Genomic DNA, 15,736 nt, shown 5'->3' on the forward strand with positions numbered 1-15,736 from the left:
AGAGCCTCCTACGTCGTGACCGAGGGGTTAGCGACCGGCCCGGCAACTGCCGGTGCGGCCGGTTCCTCGGGTCGGGGGCTGTGGGTCTTGATGGACGCTTCGACGGCGTCCTTGTGGGTTCCGGTGTACCAGGGCATTGTGCGGATGAGGGTGGCGGGTGCGCCGGAGGCGAGGACCACGGCGCGGCCGCGGTCGAGTTCGGCGAGGTTGGAGACGTCGAAGATGCGTTCCTTGCTTTCCTGCCGGGAGCGGCTGGACCCTGTTTTGCCGGTGGAGATGGAGATGTTGGTGTAGCTGTAGTCCCCGATGAGGTCCGAGAGCGCCCGGAGGAAGCCTTCTTCGGCGACGCCGCCGCCGTAGACCTTGACGTTGGCGGCGGACCAGATTTTCCGCATGTTCGCCTCCCCCCACAGTTCAACGCCCTGGGACCAGGACTGCAGGATCGCCATGACGATCAGGCCCTTGGAACCGTAGTGGCTGAACTGGTCCGGCAGCCCGGCCCAGCGGACAACGTTGGCCAGCTCATCCAGGGCGAACAGCGCAGGTTTGGGCAGGCGCCCGCCACTGCGCTCGGCCCGTTCCTCCATGGCCTCGGCAATGGCCACAGTCAGGGCCGTGGTGAGCGGCGCGGCGGAGCCGGCACCTTCCTTCGAGAGGATGTAGATCGTCTCCCGTGAGGCGGCGAAGTCGTGCGGGTTGAACCGGCGGCGGGGATCCGTGGCCACGGAGGCGCAGCGTGCCGGGGCGACCCAGCGCAGCGTGTTCCTGCTCTTGAGGCACTGGATCATCTTTTCGGCGGTGCCGAAGATGCCGTCGCGCTGCTTGTCGGCCAGCTTCAGGGTGGACTCCAGGCCCTTGTACTGCAGCTCGTAGTCGTGCTCTTTGAGGATTTCGATGGGTTCCTGACTGACCTGTTCCGTCACCCACAGATACACCCGGGTGATGGGCAGCCCCCCCAGGGCGGCCGCGAGGAAGTATGAGGAGAGGATGTCTTCGGCCTTCGGGTCGAAGTAGGCATCCGGTTTGGACCCCGGGAGCCGCGAGCCGACGGCGAAGTGCTGGGTGAGTTTATAGGCCTTCTCTTCGTCCGTGACGTAGGAGAGCGGGTTCCACCACCAGTCCGGTTCTTCCTGGGCGATCTTCTGCGGATCGAACACCCACACCGGAGCGGTCAGGACCCGGACGCCGCGGGTGCCGTCGAGGACGTCGCGCTTGTTCGAGGTCGAGACCACGGCACCGGGTGCGTCCAGGATCGCGGGCATGACCCGTGAGGTCGACTTACCTGTCCGGGGCCCCCAGATGTCGATGCTGAGGTCTTCCCAGGACTGGACGAACTTCTGCCCGGTGGCGACCACCTTGCCCACGACGATGCCCGGGTTGCCTTTCACGCCCAGGCGCTCGGCCGTGGCTTGCGCGCCCTTCTCGGAGAACGCGGCCAGGGATTTCCCGCGCCCCAGGTACCGGGCGGCCTTATCGACCCGGGCACGCCTGGACGCGCCCTTCTTCCAAGCCAGCAGCACGACGATGGCCAGGACCAGGACCATGCCGGCCATGAGGGCGGCGGCGACGGTGGACTGGACGGGCCAGGGCACCCGGCCCTTGATGAGCCCGGCGATCAGATCAATGGGCTGCGCGGGGGGTGCGGGGATGCCGGCCATCCACGAGCCCAGGTGCACGGCGGCGTAGGTTCCGCCGCCGAAGACGACGATGAAGCCGATGGCCAACCAGACCAGCAGGGCATCTCCGAGGCCCATTCCTTTGCGGTTCGGTGCACTCACGGTGTCCCTCCTTCCAGGGGCAGCTGCGGAGCTGGCGGTTCCATGAGCGTTTCGGCGGGTTTGTTCCAGCGGGTATTCGTGTCGTTGAGGCCTTCGGAGCCTTGTTCGATGGAGGTGAGCCCGATCTGGACGGGGATTCCCGGGCGGCCGCCGACCTTGATGAGGAACTTTCCCCGCCCCGGGGGTTCGACGTCGACCCCGCGTGAGTCCCAGGCAGGCGGGTCCTGCCAGGAGATGAGTTTCTGCTGCTCCTGCCGGGACAACGGGATGGCCGAGGTCAGCAGCGGCATCTCCGAAGCGGGCAGGCCGCCGCAGATCACCATGCCGGAGCGTTCCACGAATCCGCGGGCCTTCATCCTGTCCTCTTCCGCCGGCAGTGCCAGCAGGTCGGACATGGTGTGGGAAATCATGATCTGCCCGACACCGACCGAGCGGTTCAGCCGAGTCAGGGCGTCCACCCGGTCCACCATGCCCTTGCCCGCGCGCAGCGCCCGCCACAGCTCATCCAGGACCACGAAGTAGTTCCGGCGCGGCTCCAGACCGGCGTCTGCCAAAGCGTTGGCGACATTCACGGTTCCGAAGCCGTAGGACCAGCACGCGAGTAGCACGGCGGCCTGCAGGTCCGTCTCGGTCTCGTCGATGCTGGAGACGTCGAAGACCACGGCGCGGTCACGTTTCATGGGGTTGGTGGTCTGGGCGGAGAAGATTTCTCCCAGCTTCCCTCCCCCGGTCAGGCCCAGCAGGGTGGCCTCCAGGGCCCGGGTTTCCTGCAGGTAGACGGCCATGTCGCCGCGGTCCAGTGCGACCTGGCGCAGCTCGTCCGGGGCGGACACGATCACGTCCAGGAGGTCCTTCAGGACCGGGATGCCGTCGAACGTGTCATCGAGGACCCGCAGGGCCCGGTCCAGGATTGTCTGTTCCTGGTCCGTGGGCGGGTTGTTCCGGCTGATCGTGATGAGGGAGACGACCATGTTCAGGCGGCGGCCGTGGGCGTCGGCCCGGACCCGGGTGGCGGCTTCGTGGTGGCCGTTGGCCTCAAGGAGCTGGGCGACTTCGACGGCCTGGCCGGGATCAAGGATGTTCAGGTACCCCACGCCGCGGCCCAGGGAAATGACCTGGCCGCCGAGAGCCTTGACCGCCTTGATGTGCTCGCCCTTCAGGTCTCCCAGGACCAGGGGGTGGACGCCCTGGGCGGAGAGCCCCAGGAACATGCGCCGGACCAGGGTGGACTTCCCCAGACCGGGCTTGCCCAGGATGAACGCGGAGGGGTTGGAAATCAGACGTGCCCGCTGGAACCAGCTGATCGGATCACAGCAGACCGTGGCCTGGGTTTCCTCGTGGCGTCCGAGCGGGACGCCGATCATCGGCGAGGACGCCCCCGAGGAGAACGGCCACAGCCCGCAGACCTGGACCGTCGTTCCCCGGTATTCCGTCACGGACGGGACGAGCGCGGCCATGCCCCCGCCGCGCCCTGCCCAGCCGCGGGAACCCGGCCCGGCTGCCCGTGGTTGCCGCCCAGAGTTTGCCGGTGCCACCGTTGCCGCTGCCGGCTCAGGTGCTTTCCTGGACGGGCGGGTGAAGAGTCTCATGCGGGCCATTAGAGGGCGTCCTTGATTTCGGAGGGCAGCATGCTGTGCCTGGGCAGGACCAGCCCCAGCGGCAGGGAGGCCGCGAACGCGGTGTCCTGCGCACCGTAGGCGCGGCGCAGCAGCACCCGGGCGGTCCCGGAGGTCTGTTCAATGGCCGCGACGGCATCGGGCAGGCGCTCCCTGTCGGTCACGGTGGCCGTGACGACCATCCCGAAGTTCACCAGCCCGGCGCCCTGGGCTTCCTCCTGGGCTGTCTGCACGGCGGAGCGGGCGTCTACCAGGGCACGGGCGGAGGGCCGGGTCCCGGAGGTGATGCGGACGTTGGCGTTGTTCTGGTCCCGCTCGACCACGGCTGCTGCACGGGCCGAATCCATCGGACGGTACAACAGCGATATCCGCTTCCGGTCAATATCGCCGTGAGGGGCCAGCAACCGGGACAGGACCGAGGAGTTCACCGACCCCCGCGGTGCGCCGGTCATGGTCCAGGAGGCCGAGAAGGCGCTGTCGTGCCGGTAGGTATCCCAGCTTGCCTGTGTCGCGGTCGGGCCGACCTCGCCCCAGGCCAGCGACACCGGCGACCCGGCGGCGTGGGCTTCATCGATGATCAGGGCTGCGGGCGGGTCATAGGCGATCCGGACGACTTCGCAGAGTTCCTGCGCCGACATGGGACGGGCGATGCCGGCGCCGGTGGACTGCAGCCGGCCCGAGAGGCCAGGGATCCGGGAGGCTAGGTCCCGGGCGACGTCTTCGGGTGTGCGCTTCTTCGACCCTGCCCGGAGGGAGGCGTTGAACGTCAGGGACACCCAGGCCCGGACCGTGGCCGATCCTTCCGGGTACGTGTCAACGACCTCGCGCAGAATCGCCTGGGCAAAGGCCGGCGCGTCCGGGTCGATGTTCATTTCCACTTCGTTCCGCAGCCGGTACCCGGAATCCGGTGCGGTCTCCACGGTCACGGCCGCGGCGTCCAGGCCGGCCTCGTCCGCCAGCCCGGCGAGCCAGCCGCCCCAGTTCGCCACCCACGCATCAACCTGCTCAGGGTCCACCAATGAGGCCCCGTCGGGTTCGGTGGAGAAAATCACCGTGAAATGGCTGGTGGCCGGCACATGCAGCAGCGCGAACGGGCGCTTGTAGGAGTCCGTGAACTCGTACAGGGTCGACGTCGCCGCAAGCCCAGGCAGCTGGTACATGCCCCAGTCCGTCACGCCAAGGGGGCCGGAACGGTAGAGATTCGTCCCGGAGGACCTGGAGATCCGGAAGCTCATCCGTGTGGCGAAGCGGTCCACAGCGGACTGGCCGTGCTTGTCCTTGACGGTCAGCAGGAGGGCGCTGGCCCCGGCCACGGCCAGGACGGCCAGGCCCGGGAACAGACCCCAGATGGCGAAGCTGATGATCCCGGCCAACAACCCGGCCATGACAATCCCGGTGCCGATAGCGCCGAGGTTGCCCAGCCCGGCGGAGCGCGGTACCCGCCAGTTGCCGTAGGACGGTTCCTTGTACTCGGTATTAATTGCTGCCACTGGGGCCCTCCCCGGTTGAATCCTGCGCGGTCTGCTGTGCGGCCTGCGAAACCTGACCAGCTAGCTGTGTTCCTGCAAGGACGGCGACTCCTACAGGGCCAGCAGCTGCACCCTTGCCCGCTCCCGTGGCCGCCCCTGCGGTGCCCGCGGTTGTGGTGGCTCCACCAGGGCCACCTGGACTTGTCGAGGCTGGCGTCGGCTGGCCGCCGTTTCCCTTCGGGCCAGGTGTTCCGTTACTGCCCTTCGGGGGCGTGCCTGGCTGGTTGGGTTGCGTGCTCGCCGGCGTCGGCGCGGCATTGCCCCTGCCGCTGCCGCCCCGGCCCAGGGAAACGGCACCCGTGGCCATGGCACCTACTGCTGCGCCTGCCCCGGCTCCCCCGCCGGAGGCGACGGCCCCGACCATTGGGGTCACGAACCGCATGAGTGCCGGCAACGCGAACAAGGCAACGATCATCAGCGTGAAGCCCGTGATGGATCCGGTCAAGGCGTCCTTCCCGGTGTTGTTTCCCATGAGGAGGAATGCGACCGAGTAGACAATGGCCGCAGCGGGTTTGTAGAGGAGGAAGGCAATGGTCCAGCCGACGGCTTTCTGGAACCACTGCTTGCCCATCTCCGTGTTCGTGAAAGCGGCCGTGGTGGGCAGGATGCCCGCAAGGATCACCAGCATGCCGCTGCGCACGACCATGAGGACGATCTGCACGAGGGAAGCAAGCAACCCGATCAGGCCCAGGACGATGAGGATGAACACACCGACCCCCGTCTGGCCGGTCAGAACCAGGAGCTTCATCGACTCAGCGAAACCCTTCCCGTCCGTGGAACGCTGGATGATGGCAGCCGAGAAAGCATCTGCCGCGATCACCAGAATCGAGATGACACCCAGACCCAAACCCGTGACCAGGGCGAGCGTGACCAGGGAACGAAGCAGGTCCTTCAGCGGTGCTCCGCGCTGTTCCCAGATCATCCGGATACCACCGAGAATGACGGCCAAGACCGCCAGCGTCAGAGTCCAGACCATCAACTCGCTGTTCACCATGGACACGACCGGGCCCGGCGTCGTTCCGTCCTCACTGGCCAGGTTCACCGCGGGCATCGACACCCAGAACGTGGACAGTGTCGTCACCATCTGGCTCATGCCCTCCATGATCGACTTCGCCAGATTCGCGATGGCGTCGTTAACCGCTCCCGCGGCGATGTTCCCCGCGACGCACGTTAGCTCCCCCCACTTGCACTCAGCCATCTCAGACGCCTGACCAGAGAATGAAACCGCTTAGATCACTGAGCTGGGAGACGCCGCTGAAAGTCACTCCGTCGTCAGCCGGCTTCACTTTCCAGTCGCCGTCCATCCAACGCATCGACAGGATCGTATGGACCAGGACTCCTTTGTCTGTCTCAAAAGCCAGGTCCACGTTGGCCTCCGAGGCAGTGTAAGACTTGAGGGAAAAGCCCTTTACCTGAATGGTGGTGGCGGATCCGCTGGAGGCAGTCGAGCTCGCGGCTTCGTTCATAGCAGTGTCGCGTCCTTTGCCCGGAACGAGGAGCTTGTCCGCCAGCTTCACCTCAAGCGGCGGCGAACCCGCCGAACCCAGTGCGCCAATGTTCATGGCGGAATAGAGCGCCCCGGTCGGTGAATGCGCAAAGCAAGACCGGAATCCGTCGGAGTCGGTCAGTCCAGGGCCCGAAGTCTTGGGATCGGTGGGAACAGCCATTTTTCCAACGAGTTCCCATTTGGACTTCGGTGCTGTTCCCAGGGCCGTCTCCGTGCTTGAGGGAAGACCGCAGATGCTCTTTGCAGCCGCGGCTGCTGACGTCGTAGGTGCTGCGGAGGTGGCGTCCGGCGATGGGGAGGGGGCGGCTTGGGTGTTGTCCTGTCCTTTGGGGAGCAGGAAGATGACGAGGGTGGCTGCGATCAGCGCGACCACCAGCGCGGCAGCAAGGATGAAACCGGGTTTGGTGAACGGATTGCTTTCGGTGGTGCTCTCTGTTGACTGGCTCATGGTGAACCTCCCGTTGCTGGTGCTGGTTTAGACGAAGGCGCGGACGATACCGGCGGAGCTGGTGATGATGATGCAGCCAAGGAGGACCCAGCCGAGCTTGGCGATGGCTTGGGCGCCCTCGCCGCGCTGGAGCTGGATGACCATGCCGATGCCGACGATGATGACGCCCAGGACGCCCAGGACCAGGCCGATGCCGGAGGCCCAGTTCAGGATGGTGAGGAGTCCGCCGGCCTCGGTCGGGACGACCGGGGTGGGGTTGGGGATGACGCTGCCGTCAAATGCGACGAAGGGGTTCATGGTGAGACCTTTCGGTTGGTGGTGGGTGGTGGGGTGTCGGTAGCCAGGGCGGCCAGGTCGGTGATGAATCGGTGGTACTCACGGGCCGGCGGTGATGTGGCGGAGTCTCCGTGCCGCCAGGCCTCTACCCAGGGCAGGGTCCAGAGCCGGGGCGCTCCCCCGCCGACGATGGCGGCGAAGTCCCGGAGGGATTTGGGAGTCTTTCCCGGCGCGTCTGCAAGGACGGCGAGGCCGAGCAGATCCAGTGTCGGTGCCGCCCCTGATGCCCATTGGGTCAGGGCGTTCCTGGCGGTTGTCAGGCCGCGCATGTCTGCCCGGCAGACCAGTAGCACCCGTGGCGTGCTTCCGTCCGGCAGGACGGGCCAGCAGTGATCGGTGACGCATGCCCCGTCGAGGAGCTCGGCGATCCGGCTTTCACCGGCTCCCCCGTGGGCGCCGGTGATCCACAGCGCTGCGGAACCGGGCATGGTGCGGCGGCCCAGGCGGTCTGCCGCCTCCGGTTCGACCATTCCCTTCAGGGGCGCAGTGATCACCGCCTCCGGCGGCAGGTGCGTGCCCGGCGCTTCCTGGTCCGCACTGCCGGCGGCGTCTCTGGTGATCCAGGGGTTCAGGGACTGTTGCATGGGTCCTCCTTCCACGGTCCGTTTGAGGGGTGTCTTAGAAGCCGGCGGCGACGGCGGCTGCTGCGGCCAGCCATGCCCGCCGGGTGGCGGGCTGGAGGGCTTCGTAGCGGATCGGGCCGTTGACCAGGGCCGGGTCGTAGGGAATCCGGACGACGGCCCGGACGAACGGCTCAAAGCCGTCCGCGATCCGCTGCGCCTCGTCCTTGGCCCGCTTGAGGGCTTCGCCGGTCATGCTGCGCTTGGCGTCGGTGGATTCGGAGACGATGACGACGGCGTTGCGGGCCAGTTCCGCGTCGCGGCCGCCACGGGATTCCAGGGTCTGCAGTGTCAGCCGGGCGGCTTCGGCGCGGTCTTCGATGGCCGTCACGGGGACGACGAGCTGGTTGGTGTGATCGATCATCCGGCGCCAGTTCGCTGCCCGGGCGGTGTTGCCCGAATCCATGACCACCAGCCGGTAGTAGCGGGTGAGGACCTGGTGGGCGATATCGACTTCCTCGGCGGTGACTTCGTGGTCGCCTTCTTCGTTCTCGTCCGAGCGCAGGACATCGAACTTGTCGGCGGTCTGGTGATGGACGAACTTGGCGATTTCCGCGGCGTTCGTTGCCGGTGAGAGAAGCCCGGTCGATGAATCGATCAGGTCCAGGACGCTCCGGTCATGGGAACCCTTTTCGGTGCGCCAGCCCAGGGTGCCTTGGGATTCGTTGTTGTCCCAGGCGACGGTGGCGGCCCCGCTGTAGCGGGCAAGGATCGCCGAGAGCATCACGACGGTGGGGGTCTTGTTCGCCCCGCCTTTGCGGTTGACCACGGCGATGGTGCGGGGACCGGGCCAGTGCTGGGAGACGGTGCGGATATCCTCGCGCTCGGAGAGTTCTTCCGCTGAGGGGTCCATCCGGAATCCCAGGCGTGTGAGTGTCCCCCGCCAGCCCCGGGTGGCCGGTTCCAGTACCGGGGCGCTGACCAGGAACGAGGTCTCCTTCAGGGTCCGCCGGGTCGGAGGCACTTCCCCGCCGAGAGCAGCCGCCTGCGGTTCCACAGGGTTGGTAGGTGCCGGCGTGGCACCGGATTCGACGGGGACGGGCCGCGTGGGCTGCCAGTCCGCCGTCGCCGCAGCAGCGGGGACTTCTGCGGGCTCGGTCGGGGTGGCTGCCGGCCGGGGCGCACGAGCCGGGGCGGTATCGGTCACGGCCGAGGCGAGCGTCCCGGGCGTGGTTCCGGGAGCTTCTGCCCGGCGGCGGGCGGGGCGGGGCTCATAGGAGACGGATTCGATTTTGTTGTCCGGGTGCACGATCAGTTCACCGTGCCCTTCGGGATCCTCGATCTGGACTCTGACGGGGCGCTGGAGTGTTTGCGCCTCGCCCACGACCAGGGCCAGGGCGTTGTTGCGCAGTTCCTGCAGGGACTCCCCGGCCGGAACGATCCGGGAGTTCCCGGCGACGATGACCTCGGCGGTCCGGTTTTCGCGGACGATGGCGCTGATCTTTGGAAAGGCCAGGACCTCGGTTGGTGCAGTACCCATGAACTTCTTCCTTTACGTGTGTGCGGTGGCAGAGGTGCGGCGTTAGGGCGTTGGCGGTGTGAGCCGGTTGACCTTCCACGGGGCGTCCTTGCCCGTGCGGAGCAGCTGGACGGTGTAGGTCCCGGCGTTGGTGGGTACGGCGGCTGTGACGCCGTAGCCGTTGGCGTCATCAACGGACAAGGTGGCGGCCCCGGTGACGCGGTCGGCCGGGATGTTGGCCGGGTCCACCGCCGAGTAGTCGGCGGTGGCCTGTGGTGTCATCCAGCGGGCCAGGTCGTTGGCCCATTGCTTTTCCTCCACGGCGGGGCGGGCGAAGTCGGCCATTGCGTTCCGGGCGGTTTCCACCGCTTTGTCTTTGCTTACCTGGTCCCAGGTGATGCCGGTGGCGGCCGGGGCTGTTCCTCCGGGCGCCTGGGGTCCGCTGCCGGCGCTCAGCGAGACGGGCGCGGACGCCGCGGTGGTGGTGCCGGCTGATTTTGCCGGTGCCGTGTCCGCTGCCGGTGCGCAGGAGACGCAGAGCAGGGCCACGGCAGGCAAGGCGGCGGTGAGCAGGGGCACTGTCAGCAGGGTCGGCGGCTTCTTCACTTGTTCTCCTCTTGGGCGGGCAGGTACAGGAAGGCTGAGGGGACAGTGTTGGTGACTGTCCGGGTGTAGTAGCTGTGGTCGTTCGGGGGCGGGTTGCCGTTGTATCCCTCTTCGACGTAGGTCCCGTTGCCCTTGACCTCTTTGACGACCGCGACGTGGCCGAATGTCGGGTCCGCTCCCCCGGTTCCGGGCGCGTACCAGACGACCGCACCGGCCCGGGGTGTGCTGCCGGTGGGCCAGCCCTTGGCGTCCCAGCCGGCCTTCCACGTCACCGCGGAACCCAGCCGTTGTCCGTCCGGGCGGAAGGTGGAGTTGAGGAACTTGAACGGTGCACTGGTGGAGCCCATCTGCTGGTTCACCCGCCACAGGGCGAAGTCCACGCACTCGCGGTAGTACATGTCCAGCGGCGAGGTGCTGGCCTTGTTCGCGCCGGCCTGCATCCAGGTCGGGGAGTTTTTCCAGGGGTAGTCATCCCCGGTACCGGACTGTCCCGAAATGGCGCAACCGCTGCCTCCCGGGGTGAACTTTTGGTCCGAAAGTGCCTGGACGAGTTTGACCGCCCCGGGCCAGTACTTCTGGTAGTGGTCCGGATCGGCGTTGCGCTGGACCTTGTTGGCGGCGATGGTCGGCTCAAGGAGTTCCCAGCCGGGAACGGCCTGCAGGGCCTTGATGAAGTTCCTCGCGCTGGTGGCGGGGTTCATTCGGTCCGCGTAGGAGCCCCACGCGCCGTTGTCGCGTTGCTGGAACAACCCCCGTGAGTCCGGGCCGAGTCCGTCGCCGTGGTCCAGCACCCGCAGGCCTGACTCCCCCAGGGCGACCATGACGCTGATCATCTGACCCTTGACGGACAGGTCAAGCGGCTTTCCCGCACCCATGATCGCCGCGGCGTTCTTCAGCTGTTCCGGGGTGTACCCCTCAACCTTGGTGTTGGCGTCGATGACGACGGAAACAGCTGGGCCACAGCTGGCCACCGCCGGCTTCGCAGGGGCCAGCAAGAGCAACATCGTGAAGATCAGACCAAGGAACAGCCCGGGGATGACAAGGAGTGCCACCAGGCCAAGCGACTTACGCTGCATCAGAACAGTCCCCGGCCTCGATCCGGACACAGGACTCCGTGAGCCGCGAGGGGTCGGCGGCTACGACGGTCAGGACAACACCACGACCTCGGACCCGCAGCACCACCCGCGGGCGGCCATCCTTGAAGGCCCCGGCCTCCCCGTGGGAGGTCACCAGGCCCGCGCCCTTTGGAGCAGGGAGGCCATTCCGGACGGCGTCCCCCAGACCTGTGCAGCGGGCGGGCCCAACCGGTGTTGCCGACCACCGCACCGCAGAATGCACCAAACCACCCATGTCCAACACCTCCCCCTTTGCTCCGCACGGTCCCATTTCCCACCAGCCCTCCCCGACAAAAATCCATCGATTGGAGCCTGGCAAATCCTCCCGCAAACCAGCGGTATGTTCTTGTCACATCCGCCGAAGAGACGGATCTCACCTCCTGGGTGACGGACATCCGTCACAAAACAGGTCAATCGGTATGATGTCTGCGATTAGAGCGTAGCGCATAGTTTAACTATGCGCTACGCTTCTGCGTATGACCAAGTTCAAAAGGTTGGGGCAAGATATAACTCATGCCCCGCTATGTCCGACCGAAAGCGCCAGCCTCCTTGGAGGCGGCAATTGACGCGTTCGGCGGCAATCACGCGAAGGTTGCCGTCCTTGGCTTCCTTACAGAAAAGGGCCCCGCAACGGCGGCCGAGGTCGCCGACGGCACAGGACTGGGTCGTCCGACAGTCAAAGCCCACCTGTATCAGCTCGCGGACGCCGGGGTGGTCGTTGCCGACCCGGCGCGAGTGCTTCCCGTGGAAGACCGCACCGGGCGGCGGGTCAAATATTCCGTGGTCGCGGATGAGCTCCGCCGCCATTACGAGGCCCTGGGCAGGTCCTTCGGGCTGGTCGATTAGCCGGGGTTCCCCGCATGATTTGAATCGCGTAGTTGAGCTCTCGGATTAGATGGGGTCCGAAATCAGATGGGCGGCACCGAGCTGTCCAGCCAACCTCAGCTGCCCCGACAGCCGGTACACACGACCACACCATCATCGGCCGTCGGCGCGGTCAGGCGGGGACGGAGTCGGAGTGACCGAACGAGGCTAGCTCGCCACCGGAGGAGACGTGAGGGACTTGGTACGGCTGATGTCGATTTCGGCAAGTGTTTCTGTTTCAACACGCCGAAAGCTGTTTCAGTTTCAATCCCGGGATAGATCACTCCCCGGTGATAGTTTCGGTTTCAGAGATGCCGAATTACCCAGCTCTTCGACTCTCAGGGCCACTAAGACATTCGGCCCGACCAATCTATTGAAGCAACGGCGGCTTTCAACTGCCGAGTTCAAAGGACAGGGATGATGGCACCTATAACCCGCACAGGCAGGCGCTCCAAAGGCGACCGCAAATTCGTCGGATTCCGCATCGCTACGCCGAAGGCAGACGCAATGGACCTCATTGCCAAAGCGGAGGGGTACCAGTACGTAAGCGACTGGCTGTCCGACTTGGTCGACCAACGCTTGGCCAACACTAACCTTCACGCAATAGTTCAGCAGGAGGAGTTGCCCCTTAGGCGCTTAGCCTCATAAAGAAGAAGGCCCGCATTAAGCGGGCCTTCGACGAAGATTGAGACTTACTTTCTGGATTGCTGGCCGGCGAGACAGTAAGTAAGTCGAGTGGTTGACCCTCACAGGCCCACCTTTTTGCTGCTATAAAACCAGTCTGGCAGGACTGGCCCTTTGTCATTCCGTTCGACAGGAACAAAGTTATCGTACCCCAGCACGCGCTCGTGCTGCCAGCTGCCCTCGGCGTTGGCGTGTCGCGCGATTCAAATAACCCCGCACACGTGTGGTCTGCACTTGCATCCATGCTTGCAGGCCAGCCGCGCATGCGGCTCTCCAAAGACGCCGGAAAGACCTACCCGCAAAAGCACGAACGGAACCTCACCGAAGCTCTGCCGACGTTTCCCGCAGCGGTCCGGATCTTCGGTAAAGACGGCACCTGCGCCGCGATCTTCCTTGACTTCGATTCCTCGGTCGCCGGCATTGACTGGGTGCTGGCTGACGTCCGCGCCGTCCAGACCTGGCTGCACAACTGCGGTGCCCGCTGGATTGAGGACTACTCCCCCAGCGGCGGCCGCCACGTTTACATCCCGCTGGCTGAACGGGTGACCTTCTCGGAAGCACGCGACCTGGTCGAGGCACTGGGCACGCGATACCGGACCCTGGACAAGACCCCGCACCAGAACATACTTCACGGTTGCATGCGTACCCCAGGGTCGCCGCACAAACGCGGCGGCCACCAAGAACTCGCCATGTCACTATCGATGGCGTACGACATTGCCCGCCGGCCTAACCCGACCTCCGTCTGGTCGGCCATGACCGACGACCTTGCCCGCGAGATTGCCGCAGTACGAGCCCTACGCCTTGAACAGACGTTCACCCCCGCGGCCGTCGATACACCCAGGGTCCATCACCCCGCCGGCCGGATGTCCCGCGCCATGCAGCAGATGGCCCTCACCGGGCTTTATGACGCGAACCGGTACGCCTCCGATTCGGAGGCCAGGCAGGCAATTCTCACCGGAGCCGCAGCGGCCGGTATGGAGCTGGTAGATGTCGAGCGCCGGATCCTTCAAGGGATCTGGCCCGGGCTCGCTTCGTTCTATTCCCGTTATGGCTCCCGGCATCGCCTCCCCTCGTTGCGTCGCGACTGGGTGAAGGCCGTCAACTATCTGAGCAAAAACAAAGACTCCGGACCCGGAAAGAACAATGCCCGTATATCCCCCACAAGCCAGCCAAATACACAGCCCCCTGGGATTCAAGGCATTTCGATTTCGTCCAGCCCCGATGCTGAGCATCGGTTCATCAGAACCTGGCGCAACGCCCTCAGTCTGAGAGAACCCCTCTACACGGATTCCAGGACCGGACTTGCTCGACGGATGGTTCTGCGCGCCTTGGGGGAGGCAGCCCATAAGACAGCCTCCAGATTTGTTGAATTCGGCGTTCGATCAATTGCGGTGGCCACGGGTCTGGATCACACAACTGTCGGATCACACCTAAGGGCATTGCGCAGCGAAAAGGATCCCCTGGTCACGTTGGTCGAAGAAGGCCGTGGAACCAAGGGGGACCTCTATATGTTGACGGTCCCCGAAGGAGTGAAGGCCGCGTCTGAAGACCTGAGCTGGAAGAAGGGGAAAATCCATGCCCTCCGTCCTGTCTTCAGGGAGTTAGGCATGCCGGCAGCCTTTGTCTACGAAACCCTTGAACACTCCCCCGGCCTGTCGACGGCGGAACTCGTCCGGATCACCCGCCTATCCCGTACCGCTATCAGCGAGGCGCTAGAGGTGATGGCTGCATGGAACATGATCGCCCGGGACGGACACAAAGCCTGGTCGGTGGTGTCGACTACATCGCTGAAAGACCTCGCCGAGCACTTTGGCGTGCTGGAGGCGGTCGCCGTCCAATTGCAGAAGTATCGGAACGAAAGGATCCTCTGGCGGGAATGGCTGTCCAAGAACGTCAACACCGTCGCCGAGCTGCTCTCCCCTGGCGAAGACTATCCCTGGGAGTCCTTTGAGGGCCCCCCGGATGATTTGACGCTGTCACATATGGCGTTCACGAGTGCCGCATGATGACCTCGGGATTGAACATGGCAGCGCCTCTCACTCACCTGCCCGGAGGTTTTAACACTGATGGGCCACAATCCGACACGCCGACACGCCGGTTCAAAAAATGATTTTCAGACCCCTCGACTACATCCTCTTTGGTGCCGACAGTCGACTCGTCCCTCGGCCGCCACGGTTCGCTGCGACGAAACGCGAAAATGGTTCCATTATCGGAAATGGAACCATTCCACTATTTGGACTTGAAATGCCATTTCCACGACCCAGAAGGGCCCGAGAACCAATGGTTCCATTTGCGCTAAGACCGATATTGGTACCAAGAAAAACAGTGTCCGATCAGTTGACCAGGCAGCCCTACTCCCCCGGCATTCCGGGGGTCCAGGCCGTATGGCTGCAAACTTTTTCAGCCTCCGGGAACTCGGCTTTACCCGGTGGTAAGTTCAGATGAACCGGAAAAAGTTACAGGCAATCGTCAAAGCGGCGGCTTGGAGCTTGGACCACCAGGTCCTCTCCGGTGACAAAGTTCCAGAACATCGCATTAGCATCTGGCCAGCCTGCTAAACCCGTCGTGGAAGCCCCAGGCACCAGGCACGAGATTCGAAGGACGTTGGATCACATGGCTACCTCAGGAAACCGTGGAGGCGGACAGCGAAGCAAAGGCGACCGCCGCTTCGTTGGAAGTCGCGTACCCGTGGACGTTTACGATCGGCTGGCCCAGACAGCTAAAGCAGAAAATCTGACGGTCAGCGAGTTCGTGGCTGCCCTCATCGGCGAGAAATTGGGCCCCGAAGGCCCCAATTCCCTACGACTGCAAGGAGAGCTGCCTATCGGCCGCATCGCCTAAGACAAGAAGGCCCGCACAAGGCGGGCCTTCCGATGAAATCAATACTCTGCACCTGACTGCTTCCCGGCTACCCAGGCGCTGAGCGCGGAATGGCTCTTTTTGAGGGCTATTCCATAACAGACACCCCCGAAAGGGTCCCTTTGTTATGCCTGTAAGTCTACACGGGCAGCTGGACTCTTCAATGCGTGGAATTCGGCGCGTCGCACCCTGCGCGACTGATGAGTCACGCCCTGAGGACCTCCGCCATGCCGTAAAACAAGCCATCATCCGACACCACCGCGTCCAGGCTTTCCGCGGCGGCCCGACCAAGCATTCCGCTTACCCGAACCGTGG

Annotated in this window: 13 protein-coding genes; 3 read left to right on the forward strand and 10 right to left on the reverse strand. The window is 64.9% G+C overall.

Annotated features, from left to right (window positions below; translation table 11 throughout):
• Positions 1-8: 8 nt before the first annotated feature.
• Genes ACSVHC_RS00070 through ACSVHC_RS00115 form a run of 10 tightly spaced genes read right to left on the reverse strand, consistent with a single transcriptional unit; the run spans position 9 to position 10,975 of the window.
• Positions 9-1,778: a type IV secretory system conjugative DNA transfer family protein gene (locus tag ACSVHC_RS00070; protein WP_439180221.1), complete on the reverse strand. Its 1,770-nt coding sequence runs from the start codon at positions 1,776-1,778 to the stop codon at positions 9-11.
• Positions 1,775-3,376, reverse strand: a complete 1,602-nt coding sequence (locus ACSVHC_RS00075) for a helicase HerA domain-containing protein (protein WP_439180222.1) — start codon at positions 3,374-3,376, stop codon at positions 1,775-1,777. Before ACSVHC_RS00075 ends, ACSVHC_RS00070 begins: the two co-directional genes overlap by 4 nt.
• On the reverse strand, positions 3,376-4,884 hold the full coding sequence (locus ACSVHC_RS00080) for an SCO6880 family protein (protein WP_439180223.1): 1,509 nt from the start codon (positions 4,882-4,884) through the stop codon (positions 3,376-3,378). The genes ACSVHC_RS00075 and ACSVHC_RS00080 overlap by 1 nt, the downstream gene beginning before the upstream one ends.
• Complete coding sequence (locus tag ACSVHC_RS00085) at positions 4,871-6,121, reverse strand: hypothetical protein (protein ID WP_439180224.1); 1,251 nt, start codon at positions 6,119-6,121, stop codon at positions 4,871-4,873. Before ACSVHC_RS00085 ends, ACSVHC_RS00080 begins: the two co-directional genes overlap by 14 nt.
• A 1-nt stretch (position 6,122) precedes the next feature.
• Positions 6,123-6,878 (reverse strand): hypothetical protein, encoded by a 756-nt coding sequence (locus ACSVHC_RS00090; protein ID WP_439180225.1) that lies wholly within the window; start codon positions 6,876-6,878, stop codon positions 6,123-6,125.
• A gap of 27 nt (positions 6,879-6,905) precedes the next feature.
• Positions 6,906-7,175, reverse strand: coding sequence for a hypothetical protein (locus ACSVHC_RS00095; RefSeq protein WP_059389797.1), 270 nt, complete (start codon positions 7,173-7,175; stop codon positions 6,906-6,908).
• On the reverse strand, positions 7,172-7,798 hold the full coding sequence (locus ACSVHC_RS00100; protein ID WP_439180226.1) for a DUF6668 family protein: 627 nt from the start codon (positions 7,796-7,798) through the stop codon (positions 7,172-7,174). Before ACSVHC_RS00100 ends, ACSVHC_RS00095 begins: the two co-directional genes overlap by 4 nt.
• Before the next feature lie 34 nt (positions 7,799-7,832).
• A complete protein-coding gene (locus ACSVHC_RS00105) occupies positions 7,833-9,314 on the reverse strand; it encodes a MinD/ParA family ATP-binding protein (protein ID WP_439180228.1) in 1,482 nt (493 codons plus the stop codon).
• 42 nt (positions 9,315-9,356) lie between these two features.
• Complete coding sequence (locus tag ACSVHC_RS00110) at positions 9,357-9,899, reverse strand: hypothetical protein (protein ID WP_439180229.1); 543 nt, start codon at positions 9,897-9,899, stop codon at positions 9,357-9,359.
• Complete coding sequence (locus tag ACSVHC_RS00115) at positions 9,896-10,975, reverse strand: CHAP domain-containing protein (protein ID WP_439180231.1); 1,080 nt, start codon at positions 10,973-10,975, stop codon at positions 9,896-9,898. Before ACSVHC_RS00115 ends, ACSVHC_RS00110 begins: the two co-directional genes overlap by 4 nt.
• A gap of 552 nt (positions 10,976-11,527) precedes the next feature.
• Between ACSVHC_RS00115 and ACSVHC_RS00120 the strand changes: the two genes are divergently transcribed.
• The 3 genes from ACSVHC_RS00120 to ACSVHC_RS00130 all read left to right on the forward strand — a co-directional run bounded on the left by ACSVHC_RS00120 (position 11,528) and on the right by ACSVHC_RS00130 (position 15,403).
• Positions 11,528-11,860 carry a helix-turn-helix domain-containing protein gene (locus tag ACSVHC_RS00120; RefSeq protein ID WP_084784647.1) on the forward strand — a complete coding sequence of 111 codons (333 nt, stop codon included), beginning with the start codon at positions 11,528-11,530 and terminating at the stop codon, positions 11,858-11,860.
• A gap of 944 nt (positions 11,861-12,804) precedes the next feature.
• A complete protein-coding gene (locus ACSVHC_RS00125) occupies positions 12,805-14,568 on the forward strand; it encodes a MarR family transcriptional regulator (protein ID WP_439180384.1) in 1,764 nt (587 codons plus the stop codon).
• 607 nt (positions 14,569-15,175) lie between these two features.
• On the forward strand, positions 15,176-15,403 hold the full coding sequence (locus ACSVHC_RS00130) for a ribbon-helix-helix domain-containing protein (RefSeq protein WP_172465678.1): 228 nt from the start codon (positions 15,176-15,178) through the stop codon (positions 15,401-15,403).
• The last annotated feature ends 333 nt before the right edge of the window (positions 15,404-15,736 follow it).

The sequence above is a fragment of the Arthrobacter sp. KNU-44 genome (assembly GCF_051843155.1).
GTDB lineage: Bacteria > Actinomycetota > Actinomycetes > Actinomycetales > Micrococcaceae > Arthrobacter.

Excerpts from the sequence above, each read along its gene's own strand:
- ACSVHC_RS00125 (WP_439180384.1), top strand. The coding sequence starts at position 12,805 with ATGCTTGCAGGCCAGCCGCGCATGCGGCTCTCCAAAGACGCCGGAAAG.
- ACSVHC_RS00095 (WP_059389797.1), bottom strand. The coding sequence starts at position 7,175 with ATGAACCCCTTCGTCGCATTTGACGGCAGCGTCATCCCCAACCCCACC.
- ACSVHC_RS00100 (WP_439180226.1), bottom strand. The coding sequence starts at position 7,798 with ATGCAACAGTCCCTGAACCCCTGGATCACCAGAGACGCCGCCGGCAGT.
- ACSVHC_RS00090 (WP_439180225.1), bottom strand. The coding sequence starts at position 6,878 with ATGAGCCAGTCAACAGAGAGCACCACCGAAAGCAATCCGTTCACCAAA.
- ACSVHC_RS00130 (WP_172465678.1), top strand. The coding sequence starts at position 15,176 with ATGGCTACCTCAGGAAACCGTGGAGGCGGACAGCGAAGCAAAGGCGAC.
- ACSVHC_RS00085 (WP_439180224.1), bottom strand. The coding sequence starts at position 6,121 with ATGGCTGAGTGCAAGTGGGGGGAGCTAACGTGCGTCGCGGGGAACATC.
- ACSVHC_RS00105 (WP_439180228.1), bottom strand. The coding sequence starts at position 9,314 with ATGGGTACTGCACCAACCGAGGTCCTGGCCTTTCCAAAGATCAGCGCC.
- ACSVHC_RS00115 (WP_439180231.1), bottom strand. The coding sequence starts at position 10,975 with ATGCAGCGTAAGTCGCTTGGCCTGGTGGCACTCCTTGTCATCCCCGGG.
- ACSVHC_RS00120 (WP_084784647.1), top strand. The coding sequence starts at position 11,528 with ATGCCCCGCTATGTCCGACCGAAAGCGCCAGCCTCCTTGGAGGCGGCA.
- ACSVHC_RS00075 (WP_439180222.1), bottom strand. The coding sequence starts at position 3,376 with ATGGCCCGCATGAGACTCTTCACCCGCCCGTCCAGGAAAGCACCTGAG.